The sequence below is a fragment of the Paenibacillus sp. 2TAF8 genome, from assembly GCF_052114825.1.
In the GTDB taxonomy this organism is placed as follows: domain Bacteria; phylum Bacillota; class Bacilli; order Paenibacillales; family Paenibacillaceae; genus Paenibacillus.
Genome location: NZ_JBFRFN010000026.1, coordinates 60336 through 75120 on the forward strand (window position 1 = coordinate 60336; position 14785 = coordinate 75120).

The window sequence follows — 14785 nt, forward strand, 5'->3', positions numbered from 1 at the left end:
ATTATGCATACTAGGGACGAGCCACCTGAAAACGGGCTTAGGTTTAACATTTGGATTCGGAATTGAATATGGGGTAGGCTAGGGAGGTTCCTCCCATTGAAGTAAGACTAGCTGTAGGATTCCATGTGGACAGCAAAAAATCAGCCGTACCTATGGCTTCGGCACCTGAGCTGACTTTGCCGAAGGCTATGTCTAAGGGGTATTGATAGACTCTATGTACACTTTATACATCCCCCGCAGCCCTGATGTGGTTAAGTAAAGATCCGACTGCGAGGTAGTGATCTTTTCCTGACGATTAGATGTGACGATTGGTGCTTCAACAATGTTCCAATGGGGTCAAAATGTTCATTTATTTCAGGGCTGCACGCTCTCAGAACGCACTTCAATGCCTATTATCTCTGTAGGGCAGCCCTGACCTGCTCTACTTTAGGTTGTTACCAGCAAACTCTGTTTTTCCTGATAAATCACCTGCTGAATACTGGACTTGATAATGTCGCATCCAGTAGCCAGATTCTCCATCGAAACGGTCAGCGGAGGCATGATCTTAAGCACCATGTCCCCTCTGCCAGCTCTTTCAATGATGAGCCCGTTCTCGAAACTAATCTCCGACATCCTCTTCGCCCCGGCTTCATCTGTGAAACCCGAAACGTCAATGCCCCAGATCAAGCCAATTCCACGGATGGTGATGGACGGATGCAGAGGTTTGATCTCTTTATCAAGGAATGAGCGCACAAATTCCTCCTTCTGTTTCACCTGTTCTTCCAAAGCAGATCTATCTCGGAACTCTAGAGCAGCCTTGGCAGCTACAAAAGCGAGCTGGTTACCGCGGAAGGTACCATTGTGTTCCCCTGGCGTCCAAAGATCCAGTTCAGGCTTTAGAAGCAGGAGCGACATTGGCAAGCCATATCCGCTGATGGACTTCGACAGGGTAATAAGATCCGGCTCTATCCCCGCACGTTCGAAGGAGAAGAACTCACCTGTTCGGCCGCAACCAACTTGAATCTCGTCGGTAATGAGCAGGATATCGTGCCTGCGGCAAAGCTGTTGCAGCCCGCGCAGCCACTGTACGTTAGCGACATGAATTCCACCTTCGGCTTGTACCGTTTCTAGTAGAATTGCGGCCGGTTTATCGATTCCAGAGTGTGAATCCGTCAAAATATTCTCAATATAGCCGAGTGTATCCATTTCTGCGAAAGTCCCACTCGGGTGCGGCATGAATGTGACTCCATCCAGAGGAAGTCCGGCCCCTTCCCTCATAGACTTGGAGCTTGTCGCCGAGAGGCTACCAAGCGACATACCGTGAAAGCCGCCCATGAACGCGAATATCCCGGTCCTCTTCTTGGCCTTGCGTGCAAGCTTCAGTGCCGCTTCCACCGCGTTTGTTCCCGTTGGACCGCAGAATTGAAGCTTATAATTCAGCTTCTTTGGCTCGAGGATACGCTCAGAAAAGCTCTGCATGAATTCTCGCTTAGCCATTGTATACATATCCAAACCATGCATAATTCGGTCAGAGGTCAAGTAATCGAGAATCCGATCCTTGATATAGTCATTGTTATGACCGTAATTCAGTGCCCCTGCACCTGCAAAAAAATCAATATACGCTCTTCCATCCTCAGCATATAACAGGTCTTCCTTGGCCCGGTCAAATACTACCGGAAAGCTTCTGCAATACGATCTTACGTTGGATTCCAGCTTTTCAAAAATGCTCACGCGCTTCATCCTCCATCGGAATTGGGATAAGGTTAGCTTCATTCTTTCTGAACCTTTTGACGTCATCGAGCAACAAATTCTCGGCTGTCATTTTCCACAATTGTCGGTCCTCGCATGCCAGCTTGCTGGGTAGCCAGTGGACTGGTCTCTCGCGCATAGCTTCGGTATGTATAAAAACCCACCAATTCTATTTTTTAGTATAATTGGAAGGCGACCTAGGTTGAATTATATCAAATTTCCAAAGAATGTATAGTAAAATTTTGGTTAAATTAGATCTTAGCAACATTAAATATTAATAATACGACACATAATAAACGATTTTGAGGGATTTATAGAATTTTTTGTATTTTTTTGAGAGAATCCACCTCATCAAACTACTCAAAACATTTTGGTAATTTTGGAATATAACACCTAAGATTTTTACTGATCCTCTGAACCTATGTACTTGAGATGACTAATTAAGATTCACTAAAATTTTCTTTCCTCTTGCCATACTCTGAATCAGCGATAAATTTTAATTGAAAGAATAAATGAGGGTCACTAGGGGCGGATATGTATGATGTTTTTGTGGAATTCAAAAAGGAGCCACGAGTTAATCTCTCGGGCTCCATTTTAAAGGCTATGAATCTTTCATCTTACGTTTCAATTCACAACTTTTATACTACTCAACCGTTACACTTTTCGCCAGGTTACGTGGTTTATCAACATCGTGACCCAGAGCCAAGGAAGCGTAATATGCCAGCAATTGCAATGCAACAACGGACAGAGCTGGGCTCAGTAGTGGCAACGTCTTAGGAATTGCAAACGCTTGGTCCACGGATTTCAGCAATGGAGCTACGTGCTCTTCGTACGTAATCGCCAGTACGTCTGCGCCACGTGCTTTTACTTCTTTGATGTTACTTACCGTTTTCTCCAGTACGTTCTCCTGTGTTGCCAAAGCAATAACAGGGATACCGTCTTCGATCAACGCAAGTGTACCGTGTTTCAACTCACCTGCAGCATATGCTTCAGAGTGGATATAAGAAATTTCTTTCAGTTTCAACGATCCTTCTTGAGCTACCGCGTAATCCAGCCCACGGCCAATGAAGAAAAGATGTTGATGTTTGGAGATTTGCTCTGCATATCCTTTGATTGCGTCTGCCTGCTCCAGCATGGATTCCACTTGCTCAGGCAGTGCTTGCATCGCTGCCAATGTGTGCGCAATCTCATCCTGAGTTTGTGTACCACGTACTTGTGCAAGGTACAGACCAAGCAGGTTGAACGCGATTAACTGGGAAGTGTATGCCTTAGTGGAAGCCACGGCGATCTCAGGACCAGCCAATGTAGCAATCACATCGTCTGCATCACGTGCAATCGAGCTACCCACAACATTTGTAATCGCCAGTACATGCGCACCGTTAGATTGAGCTTCACGCAGTGCTGCCAGCGTATCTGCTGTTTCACCGGATTGGCTCACTACAATTACAAGCGTATCTTTGTTTACAATTGGTGAGCGGTAACGATACTCGGAAGCTACATCCGTTTCAACCGGAATACGCACCAATTGCTCAATCACTGTACGTCCAACCAGACCTGCATGGTACGCCGTACCACATGCAATAATCTGAATGTTACGAATATTTTTAATTTGCTCTTCCGTCATTTTGAGCTCAGGAAGCTGCACTTTTTTGCCTTCATTGTCGATGCGACCCAGCATTGTATCACGATATGCTTTTGGTTGCTCATGAATCTCTTTCAACATAAAGTGCTCAAATCCGCCTTTTTCTGCGGTTACTGCATCCCAATCGACACGAATCATTTCCCGAGAAATAAAATTGCCCTCAATCGTCATTAATTCGACAGCATCATGTGTCAATACAGCCATTTCACCATCATTCAAAATGTACACATTACGTGTATGTTCCAGAATTGCCGGGATATCAGAACCAATGAAGTTCTCGCCTTCACCAACACCAATAATCAATGGGCTAGCTTGACGCACAGCAACAAGTTTCTCAGGCTCATGCTCTGTCAATACACCCAGTGCGAATGCACCACGCAACAACGTGATCACTTTTTGTACAGTTTTAACAATATCACCATTGTACTCACGTGCAACCAGATGAGAAATGACTTCAGTATCTGTCTCGGAAGTAAACGTGTGACCTTGGGAGATCAGCTCATCCTTCAGCTCCAGATAGTTCTCAATAATCCCGTTATGCACAACGGAGAACTTCTGGCTTCCATCCGTGTGTGGATGGGAGTTCTCGTCCGATGGTTTACCATGCGTAGCCCAACGAGTGTGTCCAATTCCGGCATTACCTACCAACGGAGCACCATCCAGCTTTGCTTCAAGATTCGCCAAACGTCCAAGAGCTTTCGTAATTTGCAGACCTTGCGGTGTAAATACAGCGATACCTGCAGAGTCATAACCACGATACTCGAGCTTTTTTAAGCCTTCGACCAATACCGATTGAGTGTTCTTATTACCAATATATCCAACAATACCACACATAATTTAGTTCCTCCGTTTGTATATGAATACTGTGTCAGGAAGAGAAACAGGCAGAGGTGGACGTATTGGAAAATGATAGATTGCTTACCGTATCATGAATATCATTTCCTATTCAATTATCAATGATCAGAACGGCCTTCTGCCATCCCGCTGTGTTCATGCTCTATTACGAATGCAATCATGAATGTACATCATTTTCCCGTCCGCGCACTGTTTACGCTCTTCACGCACATTCATTTTAATTTTAATTAATCTCTTGCACCTACCGGCGCGTTGTGTGGACAGTCACCCATCCATTTTCCGCAATCCGGTTCACGGCTCTGGTGCATCACCGGGAGGTCCCCGCCGAACAATCCGAACACCTCCACCTCGTCAGCTTGATTGCCGTCCATGTTCATCATGTCTTCTCTACAATTCATAAAAGAGACATTCACCAACATGCGTCCCGCGCAACTTCAAGCTCTGGCGCTTGTATAACTGTAACCTTACAATCCTCACTTTCTGTGTCTGAATGACGACTCCACTCATTATATGCACCTTAGGTCCATTTTGCAATGGAGCAAAGTACCTGTAGCTATTTCAGCATATTTACCCACGTTCCAAGGCCAAATAATCAGACCCATGGTCTTATCTGGCCCGGACGCAGGAACAATGAATGAATCATTAATAATTAGAATTAATTCAACCTCTGTATAACCATATGCCAAGAAATCAATTTTGTGAAAAGTAACACTCAGATCGCATGACAACAGGGTTTTCTTAGCGGTCTATACCAGTTCTTTTTGCACAACATCAGCAATCTGGGATACAAACTGCTCCAGTTCATCCTTATCTGGGCCTTCCGCCATTACACGAATCAGGGACTCTGTACCTGACGCACGGACCAATACGCGTCCATTATCTCCCAGCTTTTCTTCTACTGCAGCAATGGCTTCAGCGATTGCAACATTACCCTCATATTTGCTCTTGTCTTCCACACGAACATTAACCAGTACTTGTGGGTACTGAGTCATAATCGATTTCAGCTCACTCAGCTTTTTACCGGAAGCCTTCAGCGTATCCACGAGTTGAATAGCCGTCAGCATGCCATCGCCAGTGGTATTGTAATCCAGGAAGATAACATGACCGGACTGCTCGCCGCCCAAGTTATATCCGCCACGACGCATCTCTTCCATCACGTAGCGATCACCAACTGCCGTTTTGGCTGTTTTCAGCGCAAGCTTCTCCGTAGCTTTATAGAAACCGATGTTGCTCATTACAGTTGATACTACAGTGTTGTCTTTCAGTTTGCCTGCACGATTCATCGCATCTCCGCAAATACACAGAATAAAGTCACCATCCACTTCGGCACCCGTTTCATCAATGGCAATCAGACGATCCGCATCCCCATCAAAAGCTAGACCAAGATCCGCTTGATGCTTCAGCACCTCTTGCTTCAAATGTCCCGGATGAGTTGAACCACATTGCTCATTAATGTTCAGACCGTTAGGCTCGGCACCAATAGCAATGACTTCTGCACCAAGCTCGCTAAATAATTTAGGTGCCAGCTCATAAGCAGCACCATTGGCACAGTCGAGTACAATTTTGAGACCAGAGAACGATTCGGATACGGTTGTTTTGAGATAGTCCAGATAAAGATAACGAGACTGTTCATCTACCGTCACAGTTCCAAGACCTGCACCAACTGGGCGCGGCAGCTCATCTTTTTCCGCATCCATTAGTTCCTCAATCCGGTTCTCTGTTTCATCCGATAGCTTAAAGCCATCTCCACCGAAAAATTTGATACCGTTATCCTCAACCGGATTATGAGAAGCCGAAATCATTACACCCGCGTCTGCTTTTAGCAAACGTGCAATGTAAGCCACACCTGGAGTAGACACAACGCCCAAACGAATAACATCCGCACCAATAGACAACAGACCCGCTACGAGAGCTGATTCTAGCATGAGCCCAGAGATTCGTGTATCCATGCCAATAACGACTTTAGGTCTTTCCACCCCACCTGCAAGCACATAACCACCACATCGCCCGATGCTATAAGCTAGCTCCGCTGTCAATTCCTTATTAGCAACCCCTCTGACACCATCTGTACCAAAATATTTACCCATGATCTAACTCCTTCTATTTGCATCATATATGAGTGTATCCATATTATTTTTGAATTTGAATTTGAAATACATAAAACAATGTATCATTACGGATTAGGCCCTGATTTACTACCACCGCTGCTATTATTCGTACTGTTGGTTGCTGCACTTCCCTGACTTTGATCCTGCTGTTCCGTATTCGATTCGTTTTGATTTTCTGCAGGATCATCCGCGTTTGGCTGTCCATTCTCCACTTCAGCCGGCGATGGGTCCGGCACTGATGTATTATCCTCACTGGAGTTTTGCTCTGGAGGAGCAGTCACATCTTCTGCTTTCTCGCTGATCTTAACCGTAGCACTCAAATTATTGGAGCCCTCACTCAGCTTGGCAAACCGGGGCAGATCCGCTTCCAGTTTGATTTCATGTGTGCCCACAGAAAGCCCTTGGAGATTACCGATAAGTTTGATGTCATCACCACTTAGACCTTCAAGCATGTTTCGTGATCCGGTTAGAGTAATATTTAGACCACCACTTTTCGGAGTAACCAACTCCCCTTCCAGCCCATTTCCTACACCACTTAAATGTATCGGAACGTTGGGAAAGACCTTAGTGGTGGTTTCAACCTCATCATAGGGCGACACCGTTACCTTGATCTGAATCGAACTAGGCTCGATTTTCTCAGAACCGGAAGGCGGCGTCAAGTCTACGTTAACTGTAGATATTCCGGACTCGGTGAATTGTGTAAGATCAAGGGTAGCTTGGTCGTAGGACTGTATACCTGCAAGTGTACCCTTACTCCCATAAATCGAGACTTCTTTCACGCTCGGCTCAACCGAGGAGAGTACCAGACCGTCTGGCAACTGTCCTGAATATTTAATCCTCAAGGGAACTTTGGTATAGGGCTGATTGACCGGAACACGAACCTCAACCGTTTGCGGCGTGATCATCGCATTCTCGATTACTTTACCCTCAGCATCATATGCCTGAAGCTTCACTTTCTTCTGAATCACTTCTTCCTTCGCATCTTTCACACTCACACTGCCCTGAACACTCGCCACAGCTTCAAGCTGCCCTTCCGGAAGAGTAACCTTAACCGGAGCGGAAGGCTCAACTACGGGCGTTCCAGCAGTATATCCTGCCGAAGGCTCTCCTTCGGGTACAATATTCACATTAAACGATTTGGTACCCAATTTCTCCACATTCACCGTCACCATGGATGGTTCCATACTCACCACTTCGACACCGGAAGGCAGATCAGGTACAAGCGGCAATGTATTAGAACCATCCTTCACTTGGCTCAAATCGACCAGAACTTTATAATCATCATTAGTAAAAATCGATGTCAGCATCGAACGCTGTCCTTTGATCTCCAGCCTTACCTCATMAGTGCTGAGAGACGTAAGAACATAAGCATTGCTATCTAGTCCATATGGTTGTACAGGCACTGTACGCTCCACAACCTTACTGGATATGCCCGTAGTAATTGTCGGTGTTGTTGGAACTTCATCGAGATGAATCATGAACCAGAGAAGCAAACTCACTGCCAGTGCAAGTATTTTGGCAAACGTATTATTGTTAAACCATTTATCCATTGTTACGTCCCCCCTTCCGTTTCCAGAAGGTTGACCATGCATTCTTTTTGCTCAGATTGGAGGTTGGACGCAATTCCTCATATAGCTTGGCAATCAGTGATTCTTCCTTAATATCACGGACTACCTGTCCATTCATCGCCAGAGAAACTTGTCCCGTCTCCTCCGAAACAACCAGACAGATTGCATCGGCCACCTCCGTTATTCCGATTGCCGCACGATGGCGTGTACCCAATTCCTTGCTGATAAACGGATTCTCGGATAATGGCAAGTAACAAGCTGCTGCGGTTATCTGTTTTCCCTGGATGATGACTGCTCCATCATGAAGTGGTGTATTTGGAATAAAAATGTTAATCATCAGTTCAGAACTAACAAGAGATTGCATCTTGATCCCTGATTCTGTGTAGTCATTCAGCCCTGTTTCACGCTCAAAGACAACCAGTGCACCTATTTTACGGCGGGATAAGTAGTTAACGGACTTAATAATCTCACCAATTAACACCGTTAATTCTTCATCACTTGCGGCAGTTGACCGTCCAAATAACTTGCCTCGACCCAATTGCTCCAGACCACGGCGGAGTTCCGGTTGGAATATAATGAACACCGCAACGACCCCAAACGTAAACATCTGGTTCATTAGCCACTTGAGTGTATACAGGTTTAGCCACGTGCTTAATGCCCAGATCAACACAAGGAACAGAATCCCTTTCAGAAGCTGAACCGCACGTGTACCCCGTACAAGTAAAATCAGTTTGTACATAATATAAGTAACGATCAATATATCGATAACGTCCTTAATGGACTCTTTCCACGTTAAGTCAGCAAAATAATTCATAAGCCAGCCCCCGCTATCCCCATTGATGAGTAAACCCTGATCTCATATTAACCATTCGGGATTTTACATAATCCCTTCTTCGCATTTATTCAATGCTTATCTATATGTAGTATGTTCTTATTACTATCTAGGTTATAACGTTACCGTTCAGGTTGCAAGTTACTCCAGTCACAAACTGCATATAAGCTTCCTTTTTCCACTTTATCTGTAATTTAGGCAATAAAAAAAGAGCACCCCACGCAATTCGGAGGTACCCTGCTTGGTATATACCTGTGAAGTTATACCCTGAATTAGCGGTAAGCTACTTCATCTACCATATTGGTTATTTTGTACCAGAACCAGTCCAGCGCCTGATCAATGCTTTTCACCTGACCTGATACGTGGGCTGTCGATGCTTGAAACAGTTGTCCGTCGATGACCGTCAGATTACCATCAACATCTCCATATACCTGAGCGGTTCCATTCTCTATTGTAAGATCGCCAGCAACTGACTTACCTTCTGGAACAATTACCGTGTTGCCTTGAATCACGAGTTGATCCAGACTCTTCCCCTTAACGACCATTTCGTTGTTCTGATTCCAGAAATTGAAGGCACTAAAGAGCATCACAACCAAAAAGAAGGCTGCCGCCGTCAGCGCGGGATGTCCTTTGACCCATTTGAGCCATATTTGCTGTCTCTTGGGCTGTGGCAGAGCGTTCATAATTCGATTGGTCAGCTCATCCGAGGCAGACGGTGAATAATGTTTCATGGCAAAGAGTAGCATTTCCGTCTGTTCCAACTCTTTAAAGCGCATGCGACAATCCGGACAGATCAACAGATGGCTTTTCAGTTCAGTCTTCTGTTCCGGGGACAACGACTCATCCAAACATTCATGCATTAAAGAGACGGCCGAGTTGCAATCCATATGAGAGCCAATCCTTTCTTTAGACACTTAGTCCATGCACCTGTAAAAAGCACGCATAAGACTTGCATACATTTCATACGCACCCGTTTCAGATATGTTTCAAATAATTTTGCCTAAAATTTCGGGTGAACTTGAGATTATAATTTATATTCTAATTTTTTGCGTAGAAAATCACGCCCCCGGTGCACCCTTGTCTTAATCGTTGTTACGGGCATACCTGTGACATCACTGATCTCCTGTAATGACAAGTCCTGTAAGTATCTCAAAACCATAACGGACTTATACTTGGCTGGTAAGCTATCAATTGYCTCACGGATGAGGGTCTGTGTTTCGGAAAGAAGTGCTTCACTCTCCGGTGTTCGATCATCACTGGGAAGCATCGCGTACCCGTCAGAGCCTTCCTGATCATTAAGCTCAGCATCTAGCGAGTAGGAAGGTTTCTTTCTCCGCAACCGATCGATACACAGATTCGTTGCAATCCGATAGATCCAGGTCGAGAATTTCTGATTCGGATCATATTTTTCCATATTTCGAAACACACGCAAAAACGTCTCCTGAACAACGTCCTCCGCTTCGTGACGGTTGCTCAGCATCCGGTATGCCAAATGGAAAAGCTTGTCCTTGTATAGTTCAACGATTTCTGCGAAGGCTCTCTGGTCACCCTTGAGTACCAGCTTCACAAGCCTGTTCTCCAAATTGTCCACCCTAATTCCCCCAGACATGCTGATGGGTCTTCCGTCTTCTGATACCCGTCCACACTTGTAATTCACCAATCAAATCGTAAATCAACTTTGGTCAAAAATCAAGACTGTATCACAAAATATCCTCCAAAAACAGTAAAAACGGGAACTCCCAAAGGAGTCCCGTTTAATCTCGACTTTAAAATAGTGAGACGGATATTTATTTTATGGCATAAATCATTCATCATATGAATGATTGAGGTCAAGTATCAACCCGTATTACGCAATCCTGCAGCAATACCATTAATGGTAAGCAATACTTCTCTGAGCAATTCTGTATCATCATCACCGCGCTCACGCATATCGCGCAGTTCACTCAGTAACTGCACCTGCATGTAGGAAAGTGGATCAACATACGGATTACGCAATCGAATGGATTCCTGTATAACAGGCACATCGTCCAGAATTTCAGCTTCGCCTGTAATTTTCAGAATCAGCTCTTTGGTAAGTTTAAACTCCGTTTCGATCTGACCATAGATACGATCACGCGCTTCCTTGTCGGAAGTCATGGCCGAATACTCTTTGGCAATCACGAGATCTGCTTTGGCAATCGCCATCTGCACCGTATCAATTAGTGTACGGAAGAACGGGAAGTTAGCATACATTTCCTTCAGGACTTTTAGATTTTCCTCTTTACCCTGATAATAACTTTGTAGCCCCGTACCTGCCGCGTACCAAGCTGGAAGCAAATAACGGCTTTGTGTCCAGGCAAATACCCATGGAATCGCACGCAAGTCTTCAAACTTGTCACTGCCCTTCCGTTTGGATGGCCTTGAACCGATGTTGAGCTCGCCTACCTCAGGAAGAGGTGTAGACTCCTTAAAGAATGTGAAGAAGTCCGGGTCACGGAAAATGAGATCCTGATACTTCGTCAGTGATACTTCTGAGATGTCTTTAATAATCTCATCCCAAGCTTGCTCAGACGCAGACTCTTGCGGCTCCAGACCATTCAAAGCTGCTGTAATCAGCGCTGAAGTTGCTTGCTCTAGACTGCGGTAAGCAATCCCTTGCAAAGAATAACGGGACGAAATAACCTCCCCTTGTTCCGTAATCTTGATGCCGCCGCCAATCGTATGAGGTGGTTGTGCAAGAATACTACGGTTCAAAGGCATTCCGCCGCGTCCGAGTGCTCCGCCGCGTCCATGGAAGAACTTCAGCTTCACACCATGTTCATTGCCCACAGCAGTAATCGCGTTCATCGCTACGCGCAATTCCCAGTTGGCTGTAACTACTCCGCCATCCTTGTTACTGTCAGAGTAACCAAGCATAATTTCGTGCAGTTCATTACGTCCCTTAACGCTTTCACGATACACAGGCAGATTAAAGAGTCTTTGCATAATCTCGGATGCCGCATGAAGGTCGTCAATCGTCTCGAACAATGGAACAGCCTGCAGTGTAGAGATAACTTCACCGTTTGCTCCTTTGGAGAACAAACCAACCTCTTTGGCAAACACCATCACTTCAAGCAGATCACTTGCCCCTTGTGTCATACTGATCAGGTAGCTGGTGATACAGCCTGTACCGAATTCATTCTGAGCACGCTTAATCGTACGGAATACATCCAGACACTCTTTGGTTCCTTCCGTATACTGATGGTAAGGAGATGTAAGCGGCCTTGGATCATCCAACAAACGAGCAAGGAGATCGATTTTACCGTCCTCTGTCAGACGTGCATAATCGTCTACAATATTCATTTTCGCCAAAATTTCCGACATTGCACTTTCATGTTCCTTACTGTGCTGACGAACATCCAAAGAAGCTGTATGGAATCCGAACAGTTCAACTTGACGGATCATTTTACGAACTGTTGTATCCGCTACATAGTCCGCAAAATGATGTCGTAAGCTACGGTCGATAATTAACAGATCATCAATAAGGTCTTGAGCGTTCTGGTATCGATCCGGCTGACCAACCTTGTTCTCATCAAGAACATTGTTCAACTTGGCAATCATGTAAGCCAGTTTGATGCGGTATGGCTCTTTTTCATTGCGCCAAATGTCTACTTTTTTCAAAGTAACACAGTTACGATCCTGCTCAATCGACTGGACCAGTTCATCCGAGATATGGATGATGTTGGTGCTGAAGCTGAGGTGACCCATAAGTTCAATCATAATCCTCTGATATTCACGCAAAGCGAGCTTGCGCTGCATTAACAGCGTCTGCCATGTTACATCTGAAGTTACCGATGGATTTCCATCCCGGTCTCCACCGATCCAGGAACCGAAACGCAAATACGTCGGCACATGCCAGTCATGGTCTGGATAAAATTTATTCAGGCAGCGTTCCAGTTCCTGATATACATCCGGAAGTACGTGGAACAGCGTTTCATGAAAGTAATACATCCCGTTCCGCACTTCATCAAGTACAGTCGGTTTGCGATCGCGAAGCTCATCTGTCTGCCAGAGGGTAATAACCTCGTTCAACAGTTTCTCACGCAGTTGTTCACGTTCACGCAACGTCAGCGTAGGATTATCGAGTAGCATGACATCTTCAGAGATCCGTTTATGGATATCCAAAATAACCCGGCGCATCGCCTCGGTTGGATGAGCTGTCATCACGAGTTCCAGAGATAAATCATCTAGAATCCCTTCTACTTCGGTATGAGACAATCCACGTTCCTTCAAATCCTGTACTGCTTTTTCGATGGATCCCGGCTGCACAGCATCCCCTGCAGAACGCTCATAATCCCGTTTACGCCGAATCCGATGGTTTTGTTCAGCAATGTTAACTAATTGAAAATAAATAGCGAAAGCCCGAATAACCTGATGACGATTGTCCGAGTCTAATTCCTGGATCATCGTTTTGAACTCTTCATACAGTTCTGGCAAAAACTCTGCACGTAACGATTTGCTCGTTTCCCGAATCTTCTCAACGATATCTAGAAGCTCCGTGCCGCCTTGATGGACAAGAACTTCTCCGAGTATATTGCCCAGGAACCGCACGTCTCTACGAAGCAGGTTGTTGGATTGGCTTTTGCTGGCGGTTACCATAGTTTCAGTCATGCTTATCCTCCCATCTGATCGTTCCATTCGTACACGTAAATTTGACACCTTCATAACATCATACAATAAAATGGTACGAAAATCTTTATTTTTCTACTAGAAAAAATGGGGATTATCCCCGAATTACAGCATAAAAACACGCTTTTTTATTCATTTTCTTGTTCTGCTTCAATGAATGGTCATATGCTGTCGCATGATACCTTTTTCACGTACTTTTCACACCTCTTGAATCTCATAACTAATCTAAAAAATTTATAATTATGCAGTTCGTTTACATAGGTCTGATTGTACGCAAGCAACATTTCTAATCTCCAGTTTTACCATTCATTGATAACAGACGCTACAAAGAAACATGACCGGCAAAGCAAGCTTTTGTATACTTTACCACACTGACGTAATAAATTAAAGATGATTTTTTTATTTTGTAACACTTACCGTCTGCTTTCCAACGATTTCTTATGTATCTCTCATTCGTTTTATCACTCCCCCATAAGTTAACACTTCTCATACTACATAATGTTCTTGTGTGTTTGGGCAGATTATTTGATAGTTCGTACAACATAAAGGAGGAGTCACATCATGAAAAAAGCCACAACGATTATTGCTTCTGTATTGCTGGTTGCCTCGATTGCTGGTCCTGCAGGTGCTGAAGGCCACATGTCTAAAGGAACCGACACCAATGGTTCACGTGTCCAATCGTATCAAAACAGCAATTACATGGATCGTACAAACAGCAACTTGAACATGAACATGGATGGTAACTATCGTACGAATGGTGATTACCGTAACAATGGCGATTACCGCACAAATAGCGTACGTACGAATGCAGCTACAACAACAGACCGTGACAGGGGCATGGACTGGGGATGGCTTGGTTTGCTGGGATTACTGGGATTGGCCGGCATGCGTAAGAGAGTGACCGATCATCACGAGCGTTAATTTATTGGTTCTTCTGAAAAGTAAAACCCACGCTGCTGGATGGGTCATCACTGTCCCCTAGCGTAAAGCAAACATAATAGAGCCAAGACCTTCTGTAGTGCTTCTCATGAAGGTCTTGGCTCTTAGAATACATATGAGCGATCCATTCCTTAGATCGCTTCCTGTCACTGTATATACTTAACATTTCAGATTAAGCAATGTTTAGTAAAATAAACAAAGTCCCTGCAATGTATGCAGAGACTTTGTTCTGAATCAGTAAGCGGGTGATGGGAATCGAACCCACGCTATTAGCTTGGAAGGCTAAAGTTCTACCATTGAACTACACCCGCATAAACAAAAATCGGGATGACACGATTTGAACATGCGACCCCCTGGTCCCAAACCAGGTGCTCTACCAAGCTGAGCTACATCCCGATATATAAGGAAATAATGGCGCGCCCTGAGAGATTCGAACTCCCGGCCTTTTGATTCGTAGTCAAACGCT

At 44.8% G+C, this 14785-nt stretch carries 10 protein-coding genes and 2 tRNA genes; 1 reads left to right on the forward strand and 11 read right to left on the reverse strand.

Translation table 11 applies throughout. The features are described 5' to 3' along the window. Positions 1-426: 426 nt before the first annotated feature. The 9 genes from ectB to ppc all read right to left on the reverse strand — a co-directional run bounded on the left by ectB (position 427) and on the right by ppc (position 13362). Entirely contained in the window at positions 427-1710 is a 1284-nt protein-coding gene (gene ectB, locus AB4Z30_RS25850) for a diaminobutyrate--2-oxoglutarate transaminase (RefSeq protein WP_441930301.1), read from the reverse strand. Positions 1711-2371: 661 nt separating this feature from the next. After that, complete coding sequence (glmS, locus tag AB4Z30_RS25855) at positions 2372-4204, reverse strand: glutamine--fructose-6-phosphate transaminase (isomerizing) (RefSeq protein ID WP_441930302.1); 1833 nt, start codon at positions 4202-4204, stop codon at positions 2372-2374. A 248-nt stretch (positions 4205-4452) separates the two neighbouring features. Next, positions 4453-4623: a hypothetical protein gene (locus AB4Z30_RS25860; RefSeq protein ID WP_441930303.1), complete on the reverse strand. Its 171-nt coding sequence runs from the start codon at positions 4621-4623 to the stop codon at positions 4453-4455. A 348-nt stretch (positions 4624-4971) separates the two neighbouring features. Next, the gene (gene glmM, locus AB4Z30_RS25865; RefSeq protein ID WP_441930304.1) at positions 4972-6312 is read right to left on the reverse strand and encodes a phosphoglucosamine mutase; all 1341 of its coding nucleotides are present in this window, start codon (positions 6310-6312) and stop codon (positions 4972-4974) included. A gap of 86 nt (positions 6313-6398) precedes the next feature. Beyond that, a complete protein-coding gene (locus AB4Z30_RS25870) occupies positions 6399-7883 on the reverse strand; it encodes a CdaR family protein (protein ID WP_441930305.1) in 1485 nt (494 codons plus the stop codon). After that, positions 7876-8715, reverse strand: a complete 840-nt coding sequence (cdaA, locus tag AB4Z30_RS25875; RefSeq protein ID WP_441930306.1) for a diadenylate cyclase CdaA — start codon at positions 8713-8715, stop codon at positions 7876-7878. The genes AB4Z30_RS25870 and cdaA overlap by 8 nt, the downstream gene beginning before the upstream one ends. Positions 8716-9005: 290 nt before the next feature. Next, positions 9006-9620: a zf-HC2 domain-containing protein gene (locus AB4Z30_RS25880; protein ID WP_441930312.1), complete on the reverse strand. Its 615-nt coding sequence runs from the start codon at positions 9618-9620 to the stop codon at positions 9006-9008. 137 nt (positions 9621-9757) lie between these two features. Then, positions 9758-10324 (reverse strand): RNA polymerase sigma factor SigW, encoded by a 567-nt coding sequence (gene sigW, locus AB4Z30_RS25885; protein ID WP_441930307.1) that lies wholly within the window; start codon positions 10322-10324, stop codon positions 9758-9760. 245 nt (positions 10325-10569) lie between these two features. Then, positions 10570-13362, reverse strand: coding sequence for a phosphoenolpyruvate carboxylase (ppc, locus tag AB4Z30_RS25890; protein ID WP_441930308.1), 2793 nt, complete (start codon positions 13360-13362; stop codon positions 10570-10572). 579 nt (positions 13363-13941) lie between these two features. On the opposite strand from ppc, the gene AB4Z30_RS25895 reads away from it, so the two are divergent. Next, positions 13942-14301, forward strand: a complete 360-nt coding sequence (locus tag AB4Z30_RS25895; protein WP_441930309.1) for a WGxxGxxG family protein — start codon at positions 13942-13944, stop codon at positions 14299-14301. 258 nt (positions 14302-14559) lie between these two features. Here the strand turns inward: AB4Z30_RS25895 and AB4Z30_RS25900 are convergent. Both AB4Z30_RS25900 and AB4Z30_RS25905 read right to left on the reverse strand, forming a co-directional pair. Then, a tRNA-Gly gene (locus AB4Z30_RS25900) sits at positions 14560-14630 on the reverse strand. Positions 14631-14641: 11 nt separating this feature from the next. Beyond that, positions 14642-14715 (reverse strand) — tRNA-Pro (locus tag AB4Z30_RS25905). Positions 14716-14785: the final 70 nt, after the last annotated feature.

Excerpts from the sequence above, each read along its gene's own strand:
- glmS (WP_441930302.1), bottom strand. The coding sequence starts at position 4,204 with ATGTGTGGTATTGTTGGATATATTGGTAATAAGAACACTCAATCGGTA.
- AB4Z30_RS25860 (WP_441930303.1), bottom strand. The coding sequence starts at position 4,623 with ATGAATTGTAGAGAAGACATGATGAACATGGACGGCAATCAAGCTGAC.
- glmM (WP_441930304.1), bottom strand. The coding sequence starts at position 6,312 with ATGGGTAAATATTTTGGTACAGATGGTGTCAGAGGGGTTGCTAATAAG.
- cdaA (WP_441930306.1), bottom strand. The coding sequence starts at position 8,715 with ATGAATTATTTTGCTGACTTAACGTGGAAAGAGTCCATTAAGGACGTT.
- AB4Z30_RS25880 (WP_441930312.1), bottom strand. The coding sequence starts at position 9,620 with ATGGATTGCAACTCGGCCGTCTCTTTAATGCATGAATGTTTGGATGAG.
- ppc (WP_441930308.1), bottom strand. The coding sequence starts at position 13,362 with ATGACTGAAACTATGGTAACCGCCAGCAAAAGCCAATCCAACAACCTG.
- AB4Z30_RS25895 (WP_441930309.1), top strand. The coding sequence starts at position 13,942 with ATGAAAAAAGCCACAACGATTATTGCTTCTGTATTGCTGGTTGCCTCG.